Raw genomic sequence first — 16,367 nt, 5'->3', positions numbered from 1 at the left:
AGTGATCGCACCGGCTCACGGGAGCCGATGCGCGGATGTGATGAGTGTCAGAAAGCAGGCTGGGGTGGCCCTCGCCGCAGCACCGGGGATCGGCACACTCCGAGGCTGCGCGGCAGTTCGGGTTCGAAGCCGATCAGTGACCGCGGCTTCTCGATCTGCGCCCGCAGGAGGACGAGGCGCGGGATGACCGCTCGGATGATGAGGCGGGCGAACTCGCCGAGCATGACCGGAAGTCGCTCGGCCCAATAGATCATCGCGATCGTCACGATCCCGGCAACGCAGTGGGCCAGCAGCATCCCCGGTGACGAGTGCGAATGCATCTGGGCTACTGCGCCCACTGAACCGTCCATGGCAGGCATGACCGTGGAGTCATGGGCCATTTGCATCGCGCCGCCGGGCGTCGAGTGCATCGACGCGTGATGGGCTCCATGCGCCGGCGAGTGGTGAGAGTGCGAGCCGAGGAGCGCGGCGAGTCCGTTGTCGGAGCGCGCCATCGTGTTCGGCGATGCGGAACCGTGCGGAGTGAAGAGGGAGAAGAGGAGGTGAAAGAGGGTCTGGCTGATTCCGACAGAGACCGTCAGCCGAGGCAGCGACATTTGGCGCCCGGCCAAGAGAACGCAGACGAGGGTCGACAGCGCCAGCGGCACGATGACGCCCATCGCAGTCGGAAACGATCCACCGCCGAGGATGTGCGACGTCAGCGCGACAAAGGTCGCGAACGCTGCGGCGAGAGTGCCGCGCAGAGCGCGCCGGTGCCTGACTCTCATCCTCACAGTGCCATTGTCACACAGGTGGAACCCACCCGAATGATCGTGCGGGATCGACCCTTGCGCCAGGCAGTGAACCATAGGTACAGTACCAACATGACTACAGCTCCGCAGACGTCATCGCCCGCCAACGCCCGAACCCTTTTGCTCCCATACACGCTCGGTCTCATCATCGCCATGACCATCGTGCAGATCGTCGTCGCTGCCACCGGCGGCGAGGTCACGATCCTCGCCGGTGGACTCACAGCACTCGTCGCCATCGGAATCGCGGTGTGGCTGTGGCGGAACCTGACCGCGCTCAAACGTGTCCGCTTCGGCGTGATCATCGCCCATGCCATTGCCTTCGTCACCGTCACCACCTCCTTCAATCTGCACGCGATCCTCCGGGTGATGTTCCTCGGCTTCGAAGTCGACGGCGCCGGAGACGCGACCCACACCCTTCTCGAGAGCTCTTGGTTCGGGGCCACGCTCGTGATGAGCGCCCTGTGGGGTCTCGGACTGCTGGTCCACCTCCTCGGCTCAGTCCTCGGCCGCGGCTGGGAGGACTGAGGTGGCGGCACAGTCTCGCGACACCACGAACGAGGCAATCGACATCACGACTACGGCGAATGGCAGCCCGGCCGCAGTCACCCCGGAAGAGCGGGAGTGGCTCGACCACCGCGTCGAGTCCTGGGTCGAGACGTACAAGAAGTCGATGCTCACCCCGATCACGCTCTCCCTCGTCGCGACACATCAGCCGGCCGAGATCTCCACCATCGCCGAGGCGGTCACCGCAGCCACGGGATGGCAGATCACCGAACGCGGCCTCTACCGAACGATCAAACGCCTGCAGGATTCCGGGTTCCTGCAGAGCACGGCGGTCGATGCGCCGCGGACCGGCGCGAAACGCAAGATGCTGTCCCTCACCCCGCTGGGCGCGAGCTACCTCGCAGGAATCCGGGGCCACCTCGTCGAGGTGCCGGAAGAGAGATGACAGTACCGGGCGCTCGGTCTCTACGATGAAAGCACCGGGGTATGAACCAACGGAGACTGCACCTCGAACCTAGACGGTCAAGCGTTCAAGGCCGATCCCGGCGATAGATGACGTGCCACCCGTCGTCGATCGGGTTGTCGGGCTGGATGTGCCCCGCGGCGAACCGTTCATATCCAGCAGCCTCGAGAGCCCTCCACGACGCAGGATTCCCCGCGATCACGGGCACGATGATCGCCGAGGCAGTCGGGCAGTCAGCGAAGCAGAGTTCGGTGAACTCCCGGATCATCCGTGTGCCGAGCCCCTTGCCCATCGCATCGACTTCGCCGATGAAATAGTCGATCGTCAGCGCATCCCGAGGGGCGTCAGCCAACTCGATGAGTTCCCGCTGCTCGTCCGCATAATCCCAGATCGCACTGCGTTGGATGAACCCGACCGGCACCCCGGCGTCCTCGACGATGAAGTCGAATGACGGTTCGGTGCCATCGATGCTGCCGCCGAAGTCTCGTTCGATCGCCTCCGGGGTGGTCTCGTGGTTCCAGAATCGGGCGACGTGAGACGACCCGAGCCACCGCGCGAGCAGCGGAAAGTCACCCCGCGTGGTCCTTCGAAATTCCACGTGTCCTCGCGATCGGCTTCACCCGCCGCTGCGCCGCCTCACATCTCCTCGTGAGTGAGCGGATCCCGGTCCTTCATGCGACCGCGCTCGAGTCCGGAGATCGCGGCCACCTCGGCGGGGGTGCTTTGAGAAACAGTCCTAGCCAGCAATTTCGAGTGCTCCGGGCATTTCAATTTTACGACTACTACGGCGGTGGGCACCCAGCTTGAGGGCAGACTTTAGGGAAGGTACTCCTACCTGAGATAAGCCTGCTAAAGATCACTTTAACGATCTCCGCCAGCGATACGCCCCTTCCCCGAAAACGCTGGCGACCTCCCCGTAGATTCGCTAACGAAGGCAATGGAATTTTCAATAACTCACTACCGGAGGCCCCACCTGGGCGAGATGTTCGATCAGCGGCCAGGTGTGTCGAGACCGGCTCAGGGCGTACTCGTTGTCCTCTGCCGCCTGAGCCCGTGACTGCCATTGAGCCCAATTCATACATAGGCGCATGAGCGCCATCTCACCGACGATGTCGAGCTCGGCCGGCGACAGCTCGAGAACCGACCGGTATCCTTCGACGACAGCGCGAAAGACCCGTTCGGGCTCAGCCTGCCGCAACATGGCGTAGGCTCCCGCGATTGCCAGGTCGGCGACCCTGGGGGCGAATGCGGCGTCGTTGAAGTCGATGACGCCAGCAACTGACTTCCCGGCAGCGTCGACGATGACATTGCCGTCATGGAGGTCGTGATGGATGATCGACCACGGCAGGGCGTCGAGCAGGGGGAGAACAGTCGCGCCGAAACGTCGTGAGATCCCGGCGACGACGTGAGTTCGACTGTCGTCGGGCAGCCCCCTCAATGATTCGTCCACCACCTCCGGTCCACGCTGGATCAGCCAGCGATGACCGGTGATTCCCACCGGCTCGGCAAGCCCTCCGAGCGCACGCGTCAGATGAGCCGAAGCCGCTCCCAGCGAATAGGGCAGATCCAGTCCGGAGAAGGTCCCGTCGGACATGAGCGAACCGTCAATCCAGCGGACGACCCGAGCGATATAAGTGCCTTCGTCTCCCTCGACTGTGATGTGTGTGCGCCCATCCGTGCCCGACAGGAGGTTCGGAGTCAGGAAAGGGATCCGCTTATCATCCTCGGCGGCAGCGAGCAGGCTCGCCTGCCATCGGATCGACGTCGTTCCGACGTCCGCCGTGCTCACCTTAATCAGCCAGGTCCCTCGATCAGGATCGTCGAATCGGACGTTCCGGTCGAACTCTCCCTTGTATATTTTAAGGTTGTGCGGTCGGACCGAGAAGACCTGCTCCACCGCCCGGATTACCTTTCTCAGATCCGTCGGCGGAAATCGGTTCTCGTCTCCGCGAACGCCGAGGGTGTCAAGAACTGGGCGCTCACTCACCGTGGCTCCTTTCGGAGATTTCGAGTTGCTGCAGCGCCACGCCGAACCCGCGGGCAACGCTGTCGAGCTCCTCGTCCGAGATGGTCAACGGGGGCCGGATCTTGACGACATTGGCGCATGGACCGGTGGTACTCACCAAAATGCGCTGTCGGTAAAGCTCCTCGACGATGAGCGAAGCGCGGCGTCGGGCAGAGTTCGAGTCACTGCGATCAAGGAAATCGACACCGAGCATCAGACCGTTGTGCCGAATTCGGGCCGGTACCTCGCTCCCACCGATAATTTCTGCGAGTTGAGCCGCTAGTCTCGCTCCACCGTTCCTAGCGCGTTCGGTCAGCGCTCCGGACTCAAGAGCAGACAGGACGACCCCGGCGGCGGCAGCAGACGCTGCTGTCCCCGCGAATGTGTTGAAGTAACGTTGAGAATCTCCGAAGGCCGCAAAGACGTCTCGGGGGCCAATCACCGCAGACATCGGCATGCCGTTGGCCATCGGCTTGCCGAGGGTGACGAGGTCAGGAACGACATGCAGCTTTTCGAAGCCCCACGCTGATCCGGTGCGACCAAATCCGGACTGCACCTCATCAGCGATGTACATCGCACCCAATTCGTGAATGGCCTCGACCGTCGTCACCAATGAACGCGGTTGCACGATTCCGTCGCTCGTCAACGCCGAGTCCAGAACGACCGCTCCACAAGGGTGTCCACGTCGTTCGAGGAGGGTGCCACTCTGTCGAACAGCTGCGGCGAACTGGGCGTCAAAGTCCGGCTCGTCCCATCCGGGAACATCGATTGCTTCGACGTGCTCGCCGATCTCATTGAGCCCGACCAGACTGGGCGAGATCTCTGCAACAGACCGCGTTGTGCCGTGGTAAGCGTGGCGAGTCACGATTACCCCGTCCCGCCCCACTGCATGTGCCGCGACCCGCAGCGCCAGGTCATTGGCCTCCGAACCGCTGCAAGCGAATACCACCGACTCCAGGCGGTCGGGAAAGACAGAGACCAGCTGGTCAGCGTAGTCAATGACGGGCCGGTCGAGGTATCGCGTATGTGTGTTGGCCCGTAGCAGCTGTCGATTCACCGCTTCAGCGATCTCGATGGATGAATGTCCGATGACGGGCACGTTGTTATACGCGTCTAAATACTCAGTACCTTCCACGTCAGTGATTGTGCAGCCTGACGCCGAATCCACGACCAGCGGTGATGAGTAGAAGGTCCGGTAGGTGCCGCCGAGAACACGCTCTCGGGTCTGTTCCAGGAATTCTTTCGTCAACTTCTCTGAGTCTCCTTCTCCGCGTTAACTTCGCTCCTCCGATAGAACCTGCCGCGTGTCAACATTGCGGCAATGGGCACCACGAGCAACGGCAGCAGACCCGATAAGAACGGAGCCAAAGTGACGCCGAACGGCCCGGCCACCCCGAGGCCGAGTGGGACCCCGACCACGACGGCGATACCCACCGAAATTAGACCGACCGGATTGAACTCGGGAAGTTCCCCCTTCCGGTACGGAGAGTCGTCCTCGGGCACTATCTTGAGGATCCTTCGCACGATGAGCAGGTCGGCAATCACCGTCATCACCCAAGCGAGAAGGAAAATCGCTGCGAACGCCATCACCGACGTGATCCGCCCATACAGATCGGTGAGCATCGCGATGGTGCCGACGACGATGGCGATGACGACCCAGAAGCTGCGGTTCGGTGCCCGGCTAGAGATCCGCTTACCGATCGTAGTCAGGGAGATGGACGAGGAGTAGATGTTGACGACATTGATCCGCAACTGTGTGACGACGACAAAGAGGACGCCCCAGATCCCCATCACGGCGGGGAGATAGATGCCTGGGTCGGCCTCCTTAAACTGCAGGGCCAGCCAAGCACCGAGGAGGGTGCACACCATGAAGACGAGCAGCTGCGAGAGCCCACCCACGAGGAAAGAACCGCGTACTGCCTTCGCCGGATCGATGAGTCTGCCCGTGTCCGCTGATAGGGCGACCTGAGTGGCATAGCCGAGAGACGCGGCCAAGATCTGCAGAACAGGCGGGCCGGCCGAGGTGTCGACATGGTCGGGTGCGAACGACCAAAACTCGACACCGGATCCTCCCTGACCGAGGGCGATGACGACAGTCACAATCATGAATACGATGTAGACGGGCAGGGTCACCCACATGATGATGTTCATCGCTTTCATCCCGTAGATCGTCAATGGCAGGATGAGTGCCGCGAAGATCAGGATGATCGCCCATTTGGGGATCGCCGTGAAGTAGGCGTGGATAGCGTTGACCATGATTCCGCCTTCGAACGCGAAGTACATGATCATTGCCAGAGCGAAGATCAGTGCGACAGGAATTGAGCCGAGATGCCCGAACCCTGAGCTTCGTGACAGCATTTCGGCACCGAGGCCCGTCTTCGATGCCCTGAGGGAGAAGACGACGGCGCATCCTCCGATGAGCAACGTCGATATCACCATACCGATGACCAACGGGACGGTCCCGAACTGCATGACGAGGACCCCTCCCCAGGACAGGAAGATCATCGCGGTCGTCACCCCGAACATCACGCCGAAGATCGACGAGGTCGACCAAGTGCGAAAGGCGACAGGGACCCTTTCATCGGCGTAGTCATTGCGTTCTTGGTTCTTCGTGGTTCTCGCGTCAGCAGATTCCATGATCAGACACCTTCATCCCTACTTCTCAGGCCTCGATGAGGAGGCCAGCCCTCAGCTCGTCGGTGGCGGCCTGGTCGACCTGCAGCGTTCCCGTGGCTCGTTCTCCAGTGAAGACGACGCCATAGAGGTCGCGTGCTGCGGTCAGTGAGACTAGGCCGGACAGCACGTCGGTGCGAACCAGCCCGGGTTCGCGCCGGAGCGGAGAGCCGTACCCTCCGCCTCCGCTGAGTTCGTGAACGAGGTACTCACCGACTCTGAGACTCTCGCTCCCAATCGTCACGGCTTCCCGGTCCGGAGCCGCCGATGACACGATGTACTGCTGCGATGCCGCTCCGTTGTGGCCTTCAGCGACGCCTCGGGGCGGGTTGTCCTTGCCATCGGTTACGTAATAAGCGGTCATCTCTCCTGCAATGGGACCGTATCTGAGGACGGCCCCCGGGGCGCCGCGCCATTGACCGGCACCGCCCGAATCCTGCCGAATCTTGAGTTCGTCGACGAGAATCGGATACTTCTGCTCATCGACCTCGACACTGTCGCGCAACATCAGTCCGTTGGTTACCGAATTCCCGAAGGTGATCCAGCCGTCGTAGCCAGGACTGGCCGCTCCTCCCTGACTGCCGAGGAAGACTTGATTGACATAGTCGCTCTGGGCCCCCGTTCGAGTGTCCTTGCCGGAGATCACTGCGAATCCGGCTCCGATTCCGCACGCGCCCTCGGCCATCCCCTGTTCCGGCCAGCCTTCGGCGATTAGCCGCTGGGTGGTGGCTACGAGCCGTTCGCCGATATTGGTCGTCGCAACCGAAGTGGAGTGTGGAAACGTTGGGCGACCGACGATGCAGTTGTCTCTGATCTTGACCTCGATGCACCGAAAGCTACCGGCGTTGCGCGGGATCGCACCGTCGAGGCAGTTGAGAATTCCCGTCATTGCATTGTTGATTGCACATGTCTCGGATTCGTTGATTCCTCCGGGGAGGCAGTCAATGTTATCCCGCAGATCGACGATGACCTTGCCGGCAGTCGGATCAGCTTCGATCGTGACCGTGAGTTCGACACCTGACGGCGCTAGGTCACCGACCGGGTCGTGGCGCCCCGTGCCAGTCACACGCCCGGGTGCCAACTGACCGATTGCATCGCGCATCAGCTCCTCGGAGTAGTCGAACCAGTCATCGATGAACGTCTTGATGACATCCCTCCCATACTGGTCGCACAGTTCCTTGAGAGCACGCTCGCCGATGCGCGCGGCGCCCACCATCGCCAGATAATCGCCGTGCCATTGGTTGGGCACACGAATCCTCTTCTTGCACATTCGGATGATGTCGTCGATGTCCCGATAGTCTTCCTGCACCTTTGTAGCAGTGAAGATGAGAGCACCTTCCTCATAGACGTCCTCAGCAAAGGGCATATACGTGGTCGGTTTGGAGTTTCCGATATCGGCCTGGTGAGCCTTCGCCAAGGTCGTGAACATGTGCTCGCCGTCGACGAACACCGGCACCATCAGAGTGTGGTCCGCGGCGTGTGTGTTGCCTTCGTATGGGTCGTTGTGCAGGTAGGCGTCGCCTTCCTTCGCGCCCGGGTGGTATCTGTTGAGGGCACGTCCGAGTTCGTCACCGCCGATGACGTGGACCGGCAGTCCTTCGGCGCTGGCCAGAAGTCGGTTGTCTCCAGTGATGATGCTGCAAGAGAAGTCGCGCGCCATATTGAGCACTGCAGACCGACCCGCACGAAGCAGGGTATTTTCCATCTCGCGTACGATTCCATCGAATCGGTTCGAGATCACCGACATGTCGATGACGTCTGTCTGATAGGTGTTACTGGTCATTGCGTCCTCCGATCACAACGTAAGCTGGTAGTTGGACGAGTCACTGCATCTCAGGGACTGCCCCGGGTAGACAACTATTGTCGTCGTCGGCTCGAGGACGATCGCTGGCCCATCCACGCCGCTCTGGGTCGTCACGTCCTGCGGCAGATAGACGGGAACGTCGAGCCAGCCCTCTTTGGCAAAATAGGCCATCTTGCTCCTTCGCGTGTCATCTCCGCACTCGTCCCCTGCAGGAAAACGTCGACTGCCGTCGCCCTTCGGCTTTCCAGAGATTGCCCGAGCGCCCAGCGCGAGGATCTCGATAGCCGAATCCTCCTCACGCACGCCGAAGACTCTCTCGTGCTCGCGATGGAAGACCTCTTCGATCGCAGAAGCCGTGAGTTCACGAACTGCGTTCTCCGAACCGAGTTCGATCATGAGCTCCCATGCCTGCATTGGGTACCGCGCCATCGCGTAGAACTCTGTGGTCTGGTCTGCCGCCTTCTGAGTGGCAGGGTGCAGTCCCCCGAAGAAGGTGTCACTGTCTGCAAGCAGATTCGACACGATGCGTGAATCGATGGAGAAACCCTCCTCCCGCGTCGAGCTGAAGGCCACGGTCTCGAATTCCGACTTCGCGGGAGAATGCAGGGCACCGTAGGCGCTCATCGCCCCGGCGGTTTTGGGGACGAGTACGTTAGTCAGTCCGAGGGAAGCCGCAATGTGTCCTACGTTAAGCCCCGATGCTCCGCCTCCGGCGACCAGCGTCACCTCGCGCAGGTCGATACCGTTCGTGACGGTCTTCTCGCGGATGGCTGTGACGATGTTGTCGACGGAGATGAGCATCGCCCCATAGGCAGCTTCCTCCACTGTGCGACCGAGCGCGTCCGCGATCGGTCGGAAGGCGTCCTCCGCCAGATCTGCGCGCAGTTCGAGCCGCCCGCTGACAAAGTTCGAGGAATCGAGGTAGCCGAGAATGAGCGCTGCGTCGGTGATCGTCGGTTGTGTTCCCCCGCGTCCGTAGCACGCCGGGCCCGGGGCGGATCCAGCGCTTTGCGGACCCACCTTGAGCAGTCCACCGGCGTCGATCCAGACGATGGACCCACCGCCGGCACCGATGCTCTCGATGTCGACCGATCGAGTGCCCGTAATGTCTCCAACCCACTTGCCGCGCAGCCAGGTTTCGGAAGTCTGAGCCACGCGGCCGCCCTGAACCAATGACAGGTCGAAGGTCGTGCCACCCATGTCAGTCACCAAGAGTGTCGATTCTTCGAGTGATCGCTCGGACTCCAGCTTCGCCTCGTGGATAGCAGCGACCGGGGCCATGGATGGACCCGACCCGATCGAATATATCGGTTGCTGGGAGATCCGATTAGCGTCCCAGCCTCCGCCGTAAGCCGTCGAGATGAGCAGGCTGCCCAAGAATCCGGCTTCGCGGAGATCCTCATCGAGGTCGACGAAGAACTGGGACATCGACGGCTTCAACGATGCGTCGATGACCGCCGAGGATGCTCGTCGGTACTCTCTCACGCTCGGATTGACCTCGTGGGATAACGTCCAGGGGACCCCCGGAAGTCGGGATTCTATAAGCTCGGCGATCCGTCGCTCGTGTGCCGGATTCGCCACCGACCACAGCAACGACACAGCGATAGCTTCCACCTCGGCGTGCGCACACTGGTCAAGGGCCTCGAACACGCTGTCTTCATCGAGGGGCCGGTGTACCGCGCCAGTGCTGGTCATTCGCTCATCGACTTCGAACGTCAGATATCGAGGGACATAAGGTTGCCCGTAGTCCATCTTCTTGAATGGGTCGGGCTTGCCGCCTTCTCGAAACAGCAGGACGTCCGGGAAGCCTTTGGTCGTCAATAATGCGGTACGAGCCGTGTTCCTCGTGACCACCAGGTTTGTCGACCTCGTAGTGCCGTAATTCAGTTGCGAGGAATCCCTTATCAGCTCGGAAGTGGAAACTCCGATCGAGTCGGAGATATCCTCCAACGCCTCGGCGATGGCATCGAATGCTCGCTCGTTTGTCGTCAATGCCTTTGACATCAAGACACGACCGTCACCAGTAGCTACGACAACATCAGTGAATGTTCCACCAGTGTCGACGGAAATCTGATACATACAAGTACTCCCATATCGGTGAAAATTGACTACGTAGTCAAACCCGACAGACACAACCACCCAAGTTGAGAGCAATTGAAATCAGATAACCACGACTACGTAGTCATGAGTAATTTGTACCATGAGAGTGATCCGGAACACAATGGCGGCGATGCGGTTTTACTTAGACCTTTAGCTTCCCGACGGACCCTCTATCAATAAGCTCCACGGGAACGAACTCATGGCCTGGTGGCGGCCGTTGCCCATCGATCTCGGCAATTAGCAGGTCGACGGCCTTTTGAATGATGCGGTCATAAGGAATCCGTATAGTGGTCAAATCGTATGCTTTCCACGCAGATGTATCGAAATCATCGAATCCGATGACCCCGATATCATCGGGCACCCGCAGCCCGAGGCTACGGACTGCGTCGATCGCACCGTATGCGCTCCTATCCTCAGTCGCAAAGAACGCGGTAGGCGGATTCGGACCACACAGGAACTCATGGGCAGAGTCCCAGCCGCCGACGTACGTCATTTCATTGCGTCCAATCTGCAAATCGGACACATCGAGCCGCATACTTCTCATGTAGTCAACGAACGCAAGTTCGGTCGAGTAGCCACCGGTCACTCTGGGGGTCGCCCCTATTAACGAAATCCTAGAATGCCCATTGCTCCAGAAGTGGTCCACTGCCAATTGCACACCTTGCCGGTGGTCTGGGTAAACACCGTGATTGACGAGATTTGAAGTTTCAGGATGGCCAGCGCGCAACGCCAGAACAATTGGCTTGCTCACCTCCTCAACGAACCCAGTGAGGTCAGTCGTTCTGTCAGCAGAACAGTAGAGGACGCCGTCAACGGCTGAGAAGATTTCTCTCGAACCATCACGGACACCGCCGCCGGGCGAATCCGACTCAAGTACAACTACCCGATAATTCCGCTTCAGTAACTCATCGTGTGTGATATCGGCCATCAGGGCGAATGCTGGCTGGGTGAGCTTCTCGACGACAAGCGCGATTCGCCGAGTCTTTCCTTGAAGTAGCGAACGCGCAGCATCATTCGGTACATAGTTTAGCGATTTGGCCGCGGCCTTTACCCGAGCGATGAGCTCAGGGCCAACGTTCGGTTCACCACGAAACACCCTCGACACAGTCGATTGAGACGTCCCCGCGGCCAAGGCCACATCTTTGGAATTCGCCATATGAACACCTTACCCAAGCATGCACAACCGCACTTTGGCCATGGCTGAAACCGCACGATGCGAATTGATGCTGTCCGACAGCCGATGTCCTAATCAGCCGAACGACACCGCCATTTCAACGCAAATGGCACTCACATCTCCTCGTGGGTGAGCGGATCCCGGTCCTTCATGCGACCGCGCTCGAGTCCGGAGATCGCCGCCACCTCGGCGGGGGTGAGTTCGAAATCGAAGACATCGGCGTTGAGGGCCTGACGCTCCGGGTTCGCGGATTTCGGGATCGGGATGCTTCCGATCTCGATATGCCAGCGCAGGACCACCTGGGCCGAGGTCACGCCATGGGCGGCGGCCGCCTCGGCGATGGGGGCTTCTTCGAACAATCCCTGGTCACGGTAGAGCGGGGACCAACTCTCGGTCTGCACACCGATGGAGCGGTGGAAGGCCACAAGCTCGGTCTGCGGGAAATACGGGTGGAGCTCGACCTGGTTGACGGCCGGGGTGACGCCGGTCTTCTCAACGAGCTCGGTGAGCATCTCCTCGGTGAAGTTCGAGACGCCGATCGACTTCACCAGACCGCGTCTGCGCAGTTCGATGAGGCCCTCCCAGGTCTCGACGTACTTGCCGACGCTGGGGTTGGGCCAGTGGATGAGGTGGAGGTCGAGGTAGTCGAGACCGAGGCGGGCCAGCGATTCCTCGGTGCTGGCGATGGCCTCGTCGAAGCCGTGATGGCGGCCGGGGATCTTGCTCGTGACGAACAGGTCCTCGCGAGCGACGGAGCAGTCGGCGATGGCCTGACCGACCTCTCGTTCGTTCTCGTAATTCACCGCGGTGTCGAGCAGGCGGTAGCCGACATTATCGACGGCACCCACGATGGCGTCGACCCCCTCGTCGCCCTTCATCGCGTAGATGCCGAGCCCGAGCTGCGGGATCGCACGTCCGTCGTTGAGGTCGAGTGTGGGGATCGGTGAGTTCTGCGCGGGGGTGTTCGCTGGGGTCGTCATGTATTCACCCTATGACCGCCGAGGCCGTGCTGGCCAGAGCATTCGCCTTGAGTTTGAGCAGGGTGTCGTGAGTGAACTCTTCCTGTGAGGTGTCCCGAGGAGGCACTGCCGCGGGGTTTTCACAATGCGGTTTGGGCTAGCGTGGTCGCATGGAGACGAACGCGCGAGCTACGGAGCGGGGATTCCTTCGCCGTATTCGCAGGCTTTCGCGGTGGCGGGTGGCCTTTCTGTTGCCGAGCGCCGGATTGGTGGTCGCCGCGCTGCTCCACGCCGCCCAGTGGGTGACGTCGTGGATTTCAACAGCGGTCGCCCGTACGCAGGGTGCCGCCGATGCCTGTTCCGATCTGGTCGACGACTTCGGCGTCGATCCCGACAGGATCGAACTCATCGACCGCGCACCGTCCGGGTTCGTCTGCCAGGCCCCGACCTACGACGACGGGCACGCGATCATTGAGCACTCCGGGGCCACCTCGGCGCTGTTTATGGTCTCGATGGCACTCGCCGCTCTGAGCGTCGCGGTGCTTCTCAGTGTGCTGATCGCGTTCATGGTGACCCGGTTGCTCGGGCTGTACCGGTCGCCGCTGGCCGAACCGCGTCGAGATCGGTGGCCGCTGCGGCTCATCGGGATCGGGGTCTTCATGCTGCCGGTGATGATGCTCGGCCAGTATTTTCAGTGGTACGCGGCGTCTGATGGTTTTGAGATCTGCCCGGAATCCGTCGGCGGTGACGATGTGCTGGGATTCTCAGTCACGGCTGACTATCTGCCGCCGGCCCTGACCTGCTCCGGCGACACCGTCACCGGTCAGGAGTTCTCGGTGACGCAGTACGGGTTCCCCTTCTACGGGTTCCTTGTAGGAGTGGTCGTCGCCGTTGTGGGACTGGTCCTTCTCATCATTGCGAGGATGCGGCGCCCACGGGTCGAAGCAGACCGGCAGCGTCTGCGGACCGCTCGAGACTGATCGCCGAGCGGGAACATTGAGCGCTCATTCCTGAGCGTCAAGGGCCTTGATCAACCTCACCGAGGCGGTGTTCCGATAGGAATCAATGGTCAGTTCGCGCAGCTCCTCGTCGTCGAGATCGTCGAGTCCGAGTCCGACCCAGCCGGAGGGGCCGAGGTACATGGGAACGAAGGAGTCCGGTCGCTCGAGCACCACCTCGGCGTCCATGGGGTCGAGCAGGACGAGCAGCGCCTGCGGGTGCTGCACCATCTCCCCCGATGCCAGCTTCTCGGTGCCGCCGTAATGAGCGAAGATCTTCTTCGTGAAGAAGGCCGGTCTGCCGTGCGAGATCTTCTCGGCTGATTCGGGCAGGCTGAGCGCGATCGCGCGGACCCGCTCGAGCATCGGATCGTCGTCATCGAACATCTGCGGATGCGCCATGAGTCAACGGTACGCCCCGGCAGGTGGGGATGGGACCCTTCAGACGATGAGTCCGACGGGTTCCTTTCCGTCGAGTACATCGATGACGGCTTGAGCGGCGGCCAACCCGGCGCGTTCACGGGCTTCGACCGTCTGACCGGCCAGGTGCGAGGTGACCCAAACGTTGTCGAATTTCCGCAGCGGGTTGTCCTTCGTCATCGGTTCGGTCTCGAGCACATCGAGGGCGGCACCGGCGATCTGCTTTTTGTTGAGCGCGGCGACGAGGGCGGCCTCGTCGATGAGTGATCCGCGGGCGGTATTGATGAGGAACGCGGTGTCCTTCATCGCAGCGAGTCGGTCGGTGCCGATGATCGGGGTGCCGGTCGCCCGAGCATGGAGGGTGAGGTAGTCGGCGGCCGCGACGACGGTGTCGACGTCGGCGAATTCGATGCTCGGGTCCGCGTTGGTATCAGGGTGGGAGGTGCCGACGATGACTTTCATGCCCAGAGCTGCACCGATTGCGGCGATTGCCTTGCCGCTGGGGCCGTAGCCGATGACGCCGAGCGTCTTGCCGCGCAGTTCCGTGCCTGCGGTGCGCGGCCACTGACCTGCGTTGACGCCGCTGATGACGTCACTGAAGTGTTTGGCGCAGTTGAGCATGAGAGCGAGCGCGAGTTCGGCGACGGCGTGGTGGTTGACGCCGGGGGTGTTGGCCACGCGAATGCCGAACTCTTGGGCCGCGGTGGTTTCGACGGAGTCGTATCCGACTCCGCTGCGGGCGAGGATTCGGAGGTCGGCCGCCTCGGCGAGCGTGTCACGGGTGATCGGTTCGCTCGCAACGATGGCACCGATCGCACCTTTGAGGAGGTTGCGCTGTTCATCCTCGGTGCGTCGACCAGCCGCCGGGGAATACACGGGTTCGAGTCCGTGCTCCCTCAGCAGCCGGTCGACGCTGTCGCCGGGTTCGAGGTAATCGGTGGTGATGACGATGCGACGGCTCATGATGGCGAGCCTATCGCGGCTCTCACTTGAGTGCGCCGAGCACCTCGTTGAGCGCCTCGGTGGCCGAGGGGTGGGTGTAGATCGTGTCGCGCAGCTCGGTCGCGGTGACGTCGTGGCGCATCGCGAGCGCCACGGTATTGATGACCTCCTGCGAGTGCACATGGACGAGGGCCGCGCCGAGGATGAGATCGGTCTTCGCGTCGACGACGAACTTGACGATTCCGCGCGGGTCGCCTTCGATCTTCGCCCGCGGTGCTGCGGCGATATCGGCCTGCAGCTTCGCGCCGACCTTGATCTCATAGCCTTCGTCGCGGGCGGCTTTCTCGGACAGGCCGACGCGGGCGACGGGCGGAGTGAGGAACATTGTGTACGGAACGGAACCGCGATCCTTCGTCGACCGCTTCCCGTCGCCGAGGAGCTGATCGGCGAGGATCCGGTTGTCGTCGAGAGAGATGTAGGTGAACATCGGTCCGCCGTTGACGTCGCCGAACGCGTACACGCCCTCGGCGGAGCTGCGCAGGTACCCATCGGTGACGATGAACCCGCGATCATCGGTGTCGATGCCGGCCTTCTCGAGGCCGAGGTCCGCAGTTGCGGGCTTGCGTCCGACGGCCAGGAGGACCGCCTCGGCGTCGATGGTCTTGGTCTCACCGCTCACCTCATAGGTCACGGTTGCGGCGTCAGCGCCGTCGTTGACTGCAGTGACGGAGGCGTCGTTGACGATGGTGACTCCGTCATCGGCGAGGGCCTGGGCGACCACCTCGGCGACGTCGTCATCTTCGTTCGCGAGCGGGCGGGGTCCGCGGTCGAGGACGGTGACCTGCGAACCGAAGTGCGCGAACATCGATCCGAACTCGAGCCCGATGTAGCCACCGCCGACGATGACGAGGCGACCTGGGAACGGGTCGACGTGCTGCAGGGATTCGGAGTCGTGGATGCGGCCGCCGAGCTGCGCGCCGTCGATGGGTGGGATGTTGGCGACGGATCCGGTGTTGACAACGACGGTGTCGGCGGTGATCGTCATGGTGTCGGCGCCGCCGGTGACGCGGACTTCGCGTTCGCCGGTGAACTCGGCGCGGCCGTTGACCAGCAGCACCGAGTCGAGGTCGGCGAGCATCGAGTGGTTCTTCTTCCGCATTGCACCGGTCAGGGTGTCGCGACGTTTGACGGCTTTGGCGAAGTAGTCGTCGGTGTCGTCATCGGCGCGTTTGTTCTCGGCGTCGTGGACGAGGATCTTCGTGGGGATGCAGGCGATGTTGATGCACGAGCCGCCGATCATCATCTCCGAATGTTCGACGACGGCGACCTTCTTGCCGGCGCGGGACATGGTCCCTGCCAGAGTCTTGCCGCCCTTGCCCCAGCCGATGACGAGGAGGTCGACGTGTTCGGTGTGGTCGGCTCCGGTGGGGGTGGAGGATGGGGTGGTTTCGGTCGAGGTGCCCTGCTGCGTCACTGTCTCTGTGGTCATGCTCTGTCCTCTCGAGTCGGTGTCTGTCACTGTACCCGCCCCTTA

At 61.8% G+C, this 16,367-nt stretch carries 15 protein-coding genes; 3 read left to right on the top strand and 12 right to left on the bottom strand.

The window, feature by feature from the left end; translation table 11 throughout:
- Window positions 1–47 precede the first annotated feature (47 nt).
- Window positions 48–767 (bottom strand): hypothetical protein, encoded by a 720-nt coding sequence (locus tag ACOZ9V_RS01405; protein WP_139906612.1) that lies wholly within the window; start codon window positions 765–767, stop codon window positions 48–50.
- A gap of 96 nt (window positions 768–863) precedes the next feature.
- Between ACOZ9V_RS01405 and ACOZ9V_RS01400 the strand changes: the two genes are divergently transcribed.
- Together ACOZ9V_RS01400 and ACOZ9V_RS01395 are read left to right on the top strand one after the other, a co-directional pair.
- A complete protein-coding gene (locus ACOZ9V_RS01400; RefSeq protein WP_139906611.1) occupies window positions 864–1,316 on the top strand; it encodes a hypothetical protein in 453 nt (150 codons plus the stop codon).
- A gap of 1 nt (window position 1,317) precedes the next feature.
- Entirely contained in the window at window positions 1,318–1,740 is a 423-nt protein-coding gene (locus tag ACOZ9V_RS01395; protein WP_434592985.1) for a helix-turn-helix transcriptional regulator, read from the top strand.
- Between the two features lie 85 nt (window positions 1,741–1,825).
- Here the strand turns inward: ACOZ9V_RS01395 and ACOZ9V_RS01390 are convergent, their stop codons facing one another.
- The 8 genes from ACOZ9V_RS01390 to ACOZ9V_RS01355 form a co-directional block, all read right to left on the bottom strand.
- Window positions 1,826–2,356: a GNAT family N-acetyltransferase gene (locus ACOZ9V_RS01390; RefSeq protein ID WP_434592982.1), complete on the bottom strand. Its 531-nt coding sequence runs from the start codon at window positions 2,354–2,356 to the stop codon at window positions 1,826–1,828.
- A 348-nt stretch (window positions 2,357–2,704) separates the two neighbouring features.
- On the bottom strand, window positions 2,705–3,745 hold the full coding sequence (locus tag ACOZ9V_RS01385; protein ID WP_434592979.1) for a phosphotransferase: 1,041 nt from the start codon (window positions 3,743–3,745) through the stop codon (window positions 2,705–2,707).
- On the bottom strand, window positions 3,738–5,012 hold the full coding sequence (locus tag ACOZ9V_RS01380; RefSeq protein ID WP_434592976.1) for an aspartate aminotransferase family protein: 1,275 nt from the start codon (window positions 5,010–5,012) through the stop codon (window positions 3,738–3,740). The genes ACOZ9V_RS01385 and ACOZ9V_RS01380 overlap by 8 nt, the downstream gene beginning before the upstream one ends.
- Window positions 5,009–6,400 (bottom strand): purine-cytosine permease family protein, encoded by a 1,392-nt coding sequence (locus ACOZ9V_RS01375; protein WP_434592973.1) that lies wholly within the window; start codon window positions 6,398–6,400, stop codon window positions 5,009–5,011. Before ACOZ9V_RS01375 ends, ACOZ9V_RS01380 begins: the two co-directional genes overlap by 4 nt.
- 25 nt (window positions 6,401–6,425) lie before the next feature.
- The gene (locus ACOZ9V_RS01370) at window positions 6,426–8,219 is read right to left on the bottom strand and encodes a hydantoinase B/oxoprolinase family protein (RefSeq protein WP_434592971.1); all 1,794 of its coding nucleotides are present in this window, start codon (window positions 8,217–8,219) and stop codon (window positions 6,426–6,428) included.
- 12 nt (window positions 8,220–8,231) lie between these two features.
- Window positions 8,232–10,319: a hydantoinase/oxoprolinase family protein gene (locus ACOZ9V_RS01365; protein ID WP_434592968.1), complete on the bottom strand. Its 2,088-nt coding sequence runs from the start codon at window positions 10,317–10,319 to the stop codon at window positions 8,232–8,234.
- A gap of 163 nt (window positions 10,320–10,482) precedes the next feature.
- Window positions 10,483–11,496: a LacI family DNA-binding transcriptional regulator gene (locus tag ACOZ9V_RS01360; RefSeq protein ID WP_434592966.1), complete on the bottom strand. Its 1,014-nt coding sequence runs from the start codon at window positions 11,494–11,496 to the stop codon at window positions 10,483–10,485.
- Window positions 11,497–11,627: 131 nt separating this feature from the next.
- The gene (locus tag ACOZ9V_RS01355; RefSeq protein WP_434592964.1) at window positions 11,628–12,494 is read right to left on the bottom strand and encodes an aldo/keto reductase; all 867 of its coding nucleotides are present in this window, start codon (window positions 12,492–12,494) and stop codon (window positions 11,628–11,630) included.
- A gap of 218 nt (window positions 12,495–12,712) precedes the next feature.
- Between ACOZ9V_RS01355 and ACOZ9V_RS01350 the strand changes: the two genes are divergently transcribed.
- A complete protein-coding gene (locus ACOZ9V_RS01350) occupies window positions 12,713–13,453 on the top strand; it encodes a hypothetical protein (RefSeq protein ID WP_434592961.1) in 741 nt (246 codons plus the stop codon).
- A gap of 24 nt (window positions 13,454–13,477) precedes the next feature.
- Here the strand turns inward: ACOZ9V_RS01350 and ACOZ9V_RS01345 are convergent, their stop codons facing one another.
- Genes ACOZ9V_RS01345 through ACOZ9V_RS01335 form a run of 3 tightly spaced genes read right to left on the bottom strand, consistent with a single transcriptional unit; the run spans window position 13,478 to window position 16,322 of the window.
- Window positions 13,478–13,873 (bottom strand): MmcQ/YjbR family DNA-binding protein, encoded by a 396-nt coding sequence (locus ACOZ9V_RS01345; protein WP_434592958.1) that lies wholly within the window; start codon window positions 13,871–13,873, stop codon window positions 13,478–13,480.
- A 39-nt stretch (window positions 13,874–13,912) separates the two neighbouring features.
- Window positions 13,913–14,854, bottom strand: a complete 942-nt coding sequence (locus ACOZ9V_RS01340) for a phosphoglycerate dehydrogenase (protein ID WP_434592955.1) — start codon at window positions 14,852–14,854, stop codon at window positions 13,913–13,915.
- Window positions 14,855–14,876: 22 nt separating this feature from the next.
- Window positions 14,877–16,322: a dihydrolipoyl dehydrogenase family protein gene (locus tag ACOZ9V_RS01335; protein ID WP_434592952.1), complete on the bottom strand. Its 1,446-nt coding sequence runs from the start codon at window positions 16,320–16,322 to the stop codon at window positions 14,877–14,879.
- Window positions 16,323–16,367: the final 45 nt, after the last annotated feature.

Origin of the sequence: Brevibacterium sp. 1718, from assembly GCF_051131255.1 — a bacterium.
GTDB lineage: Bacteria > Actinomycetota > Actinomycetes > Actinomycetales > Brevibacteriaceae > Brevibacterium > Brevibacterium sediminis.
This window is presented reverse-complemented; position numbering and strand designations above follow the sequence as displayed.

Bases quoted from the DNA above. Each gene is read 5' to 3' on its own strand.
- ACOZ9V_RS01405 (WP_139906612.1), bottom strand. From the start codon at position 767: ATGAGAGTCAGGCACCGGCGCGCTCTGCGCGGCACTCTCGCCGCAGCG.
- ACOZ9V_RS01400 (WP_139906611.1), top strand. From the start codon at position 864: ATGACTACAGCTCCGCAGACGTCATCGCCCGCCAACGCCCGAACCCTT.
- ACOZ9V_RS01375 (WP_434592973.1), bottom strand. From the start codon at position 6,400: ATGGAATCTGCTGACGCGAGAACCACGAAGAACCAAGAACGCAATGAC.
- ACOZ9V_RS01370 (WP_434592971.1), bottom strand. From the start codon at position 8,219: ATGACCAGTAACACCTATCAGACAGACGTCATCGACATGTCGGTGATC.
- ACOZ9V_RS01365 (WP_434592968.1), bottom strand. From the start codon at position 10,319: ATGTATCAGATTTCCGTCGACACTGGTGGAACATTCACTGATGTTGTC.
- ACOZ9V_RS01360 (WP_434592966.1), bottom strand. From the start codon at position 11,496: ATGGCGAATTCCAAAGATGTGGCCTTGGCCGCGGGGACGTCTCAATCG.
- ACOZ9V_RS01355 (WP_434592964.1), bottom strand. From the start codon at position 12,494: ATGACGACCCCAGCGAACACCCCCGCGCAGAACTCACCGATCCCCACA.
- ACOZ9V_RS01345 (WP_434592958.1), bottom strand. From the start codon at position 13,873: ATGGCGCATCCGCAGATGTTCGATGACGACGATCCGATGCTCGAGCGG.
- ACOZ9V_RS01340 (WP_434592955.1), bottom strand. From the start codon at position 14,854: ATGAGCCGTCGCATCGTCATCACCACCGATTACCTCGAACCCGGCGAC.
- ACOZ9V_RS01335 (WP_434592952.1), bottom strand. From the start codon at position 16,322: ATGACCACAGAGACAGTGACGCAGCAGGGCACCTCGACCGAAACCACC.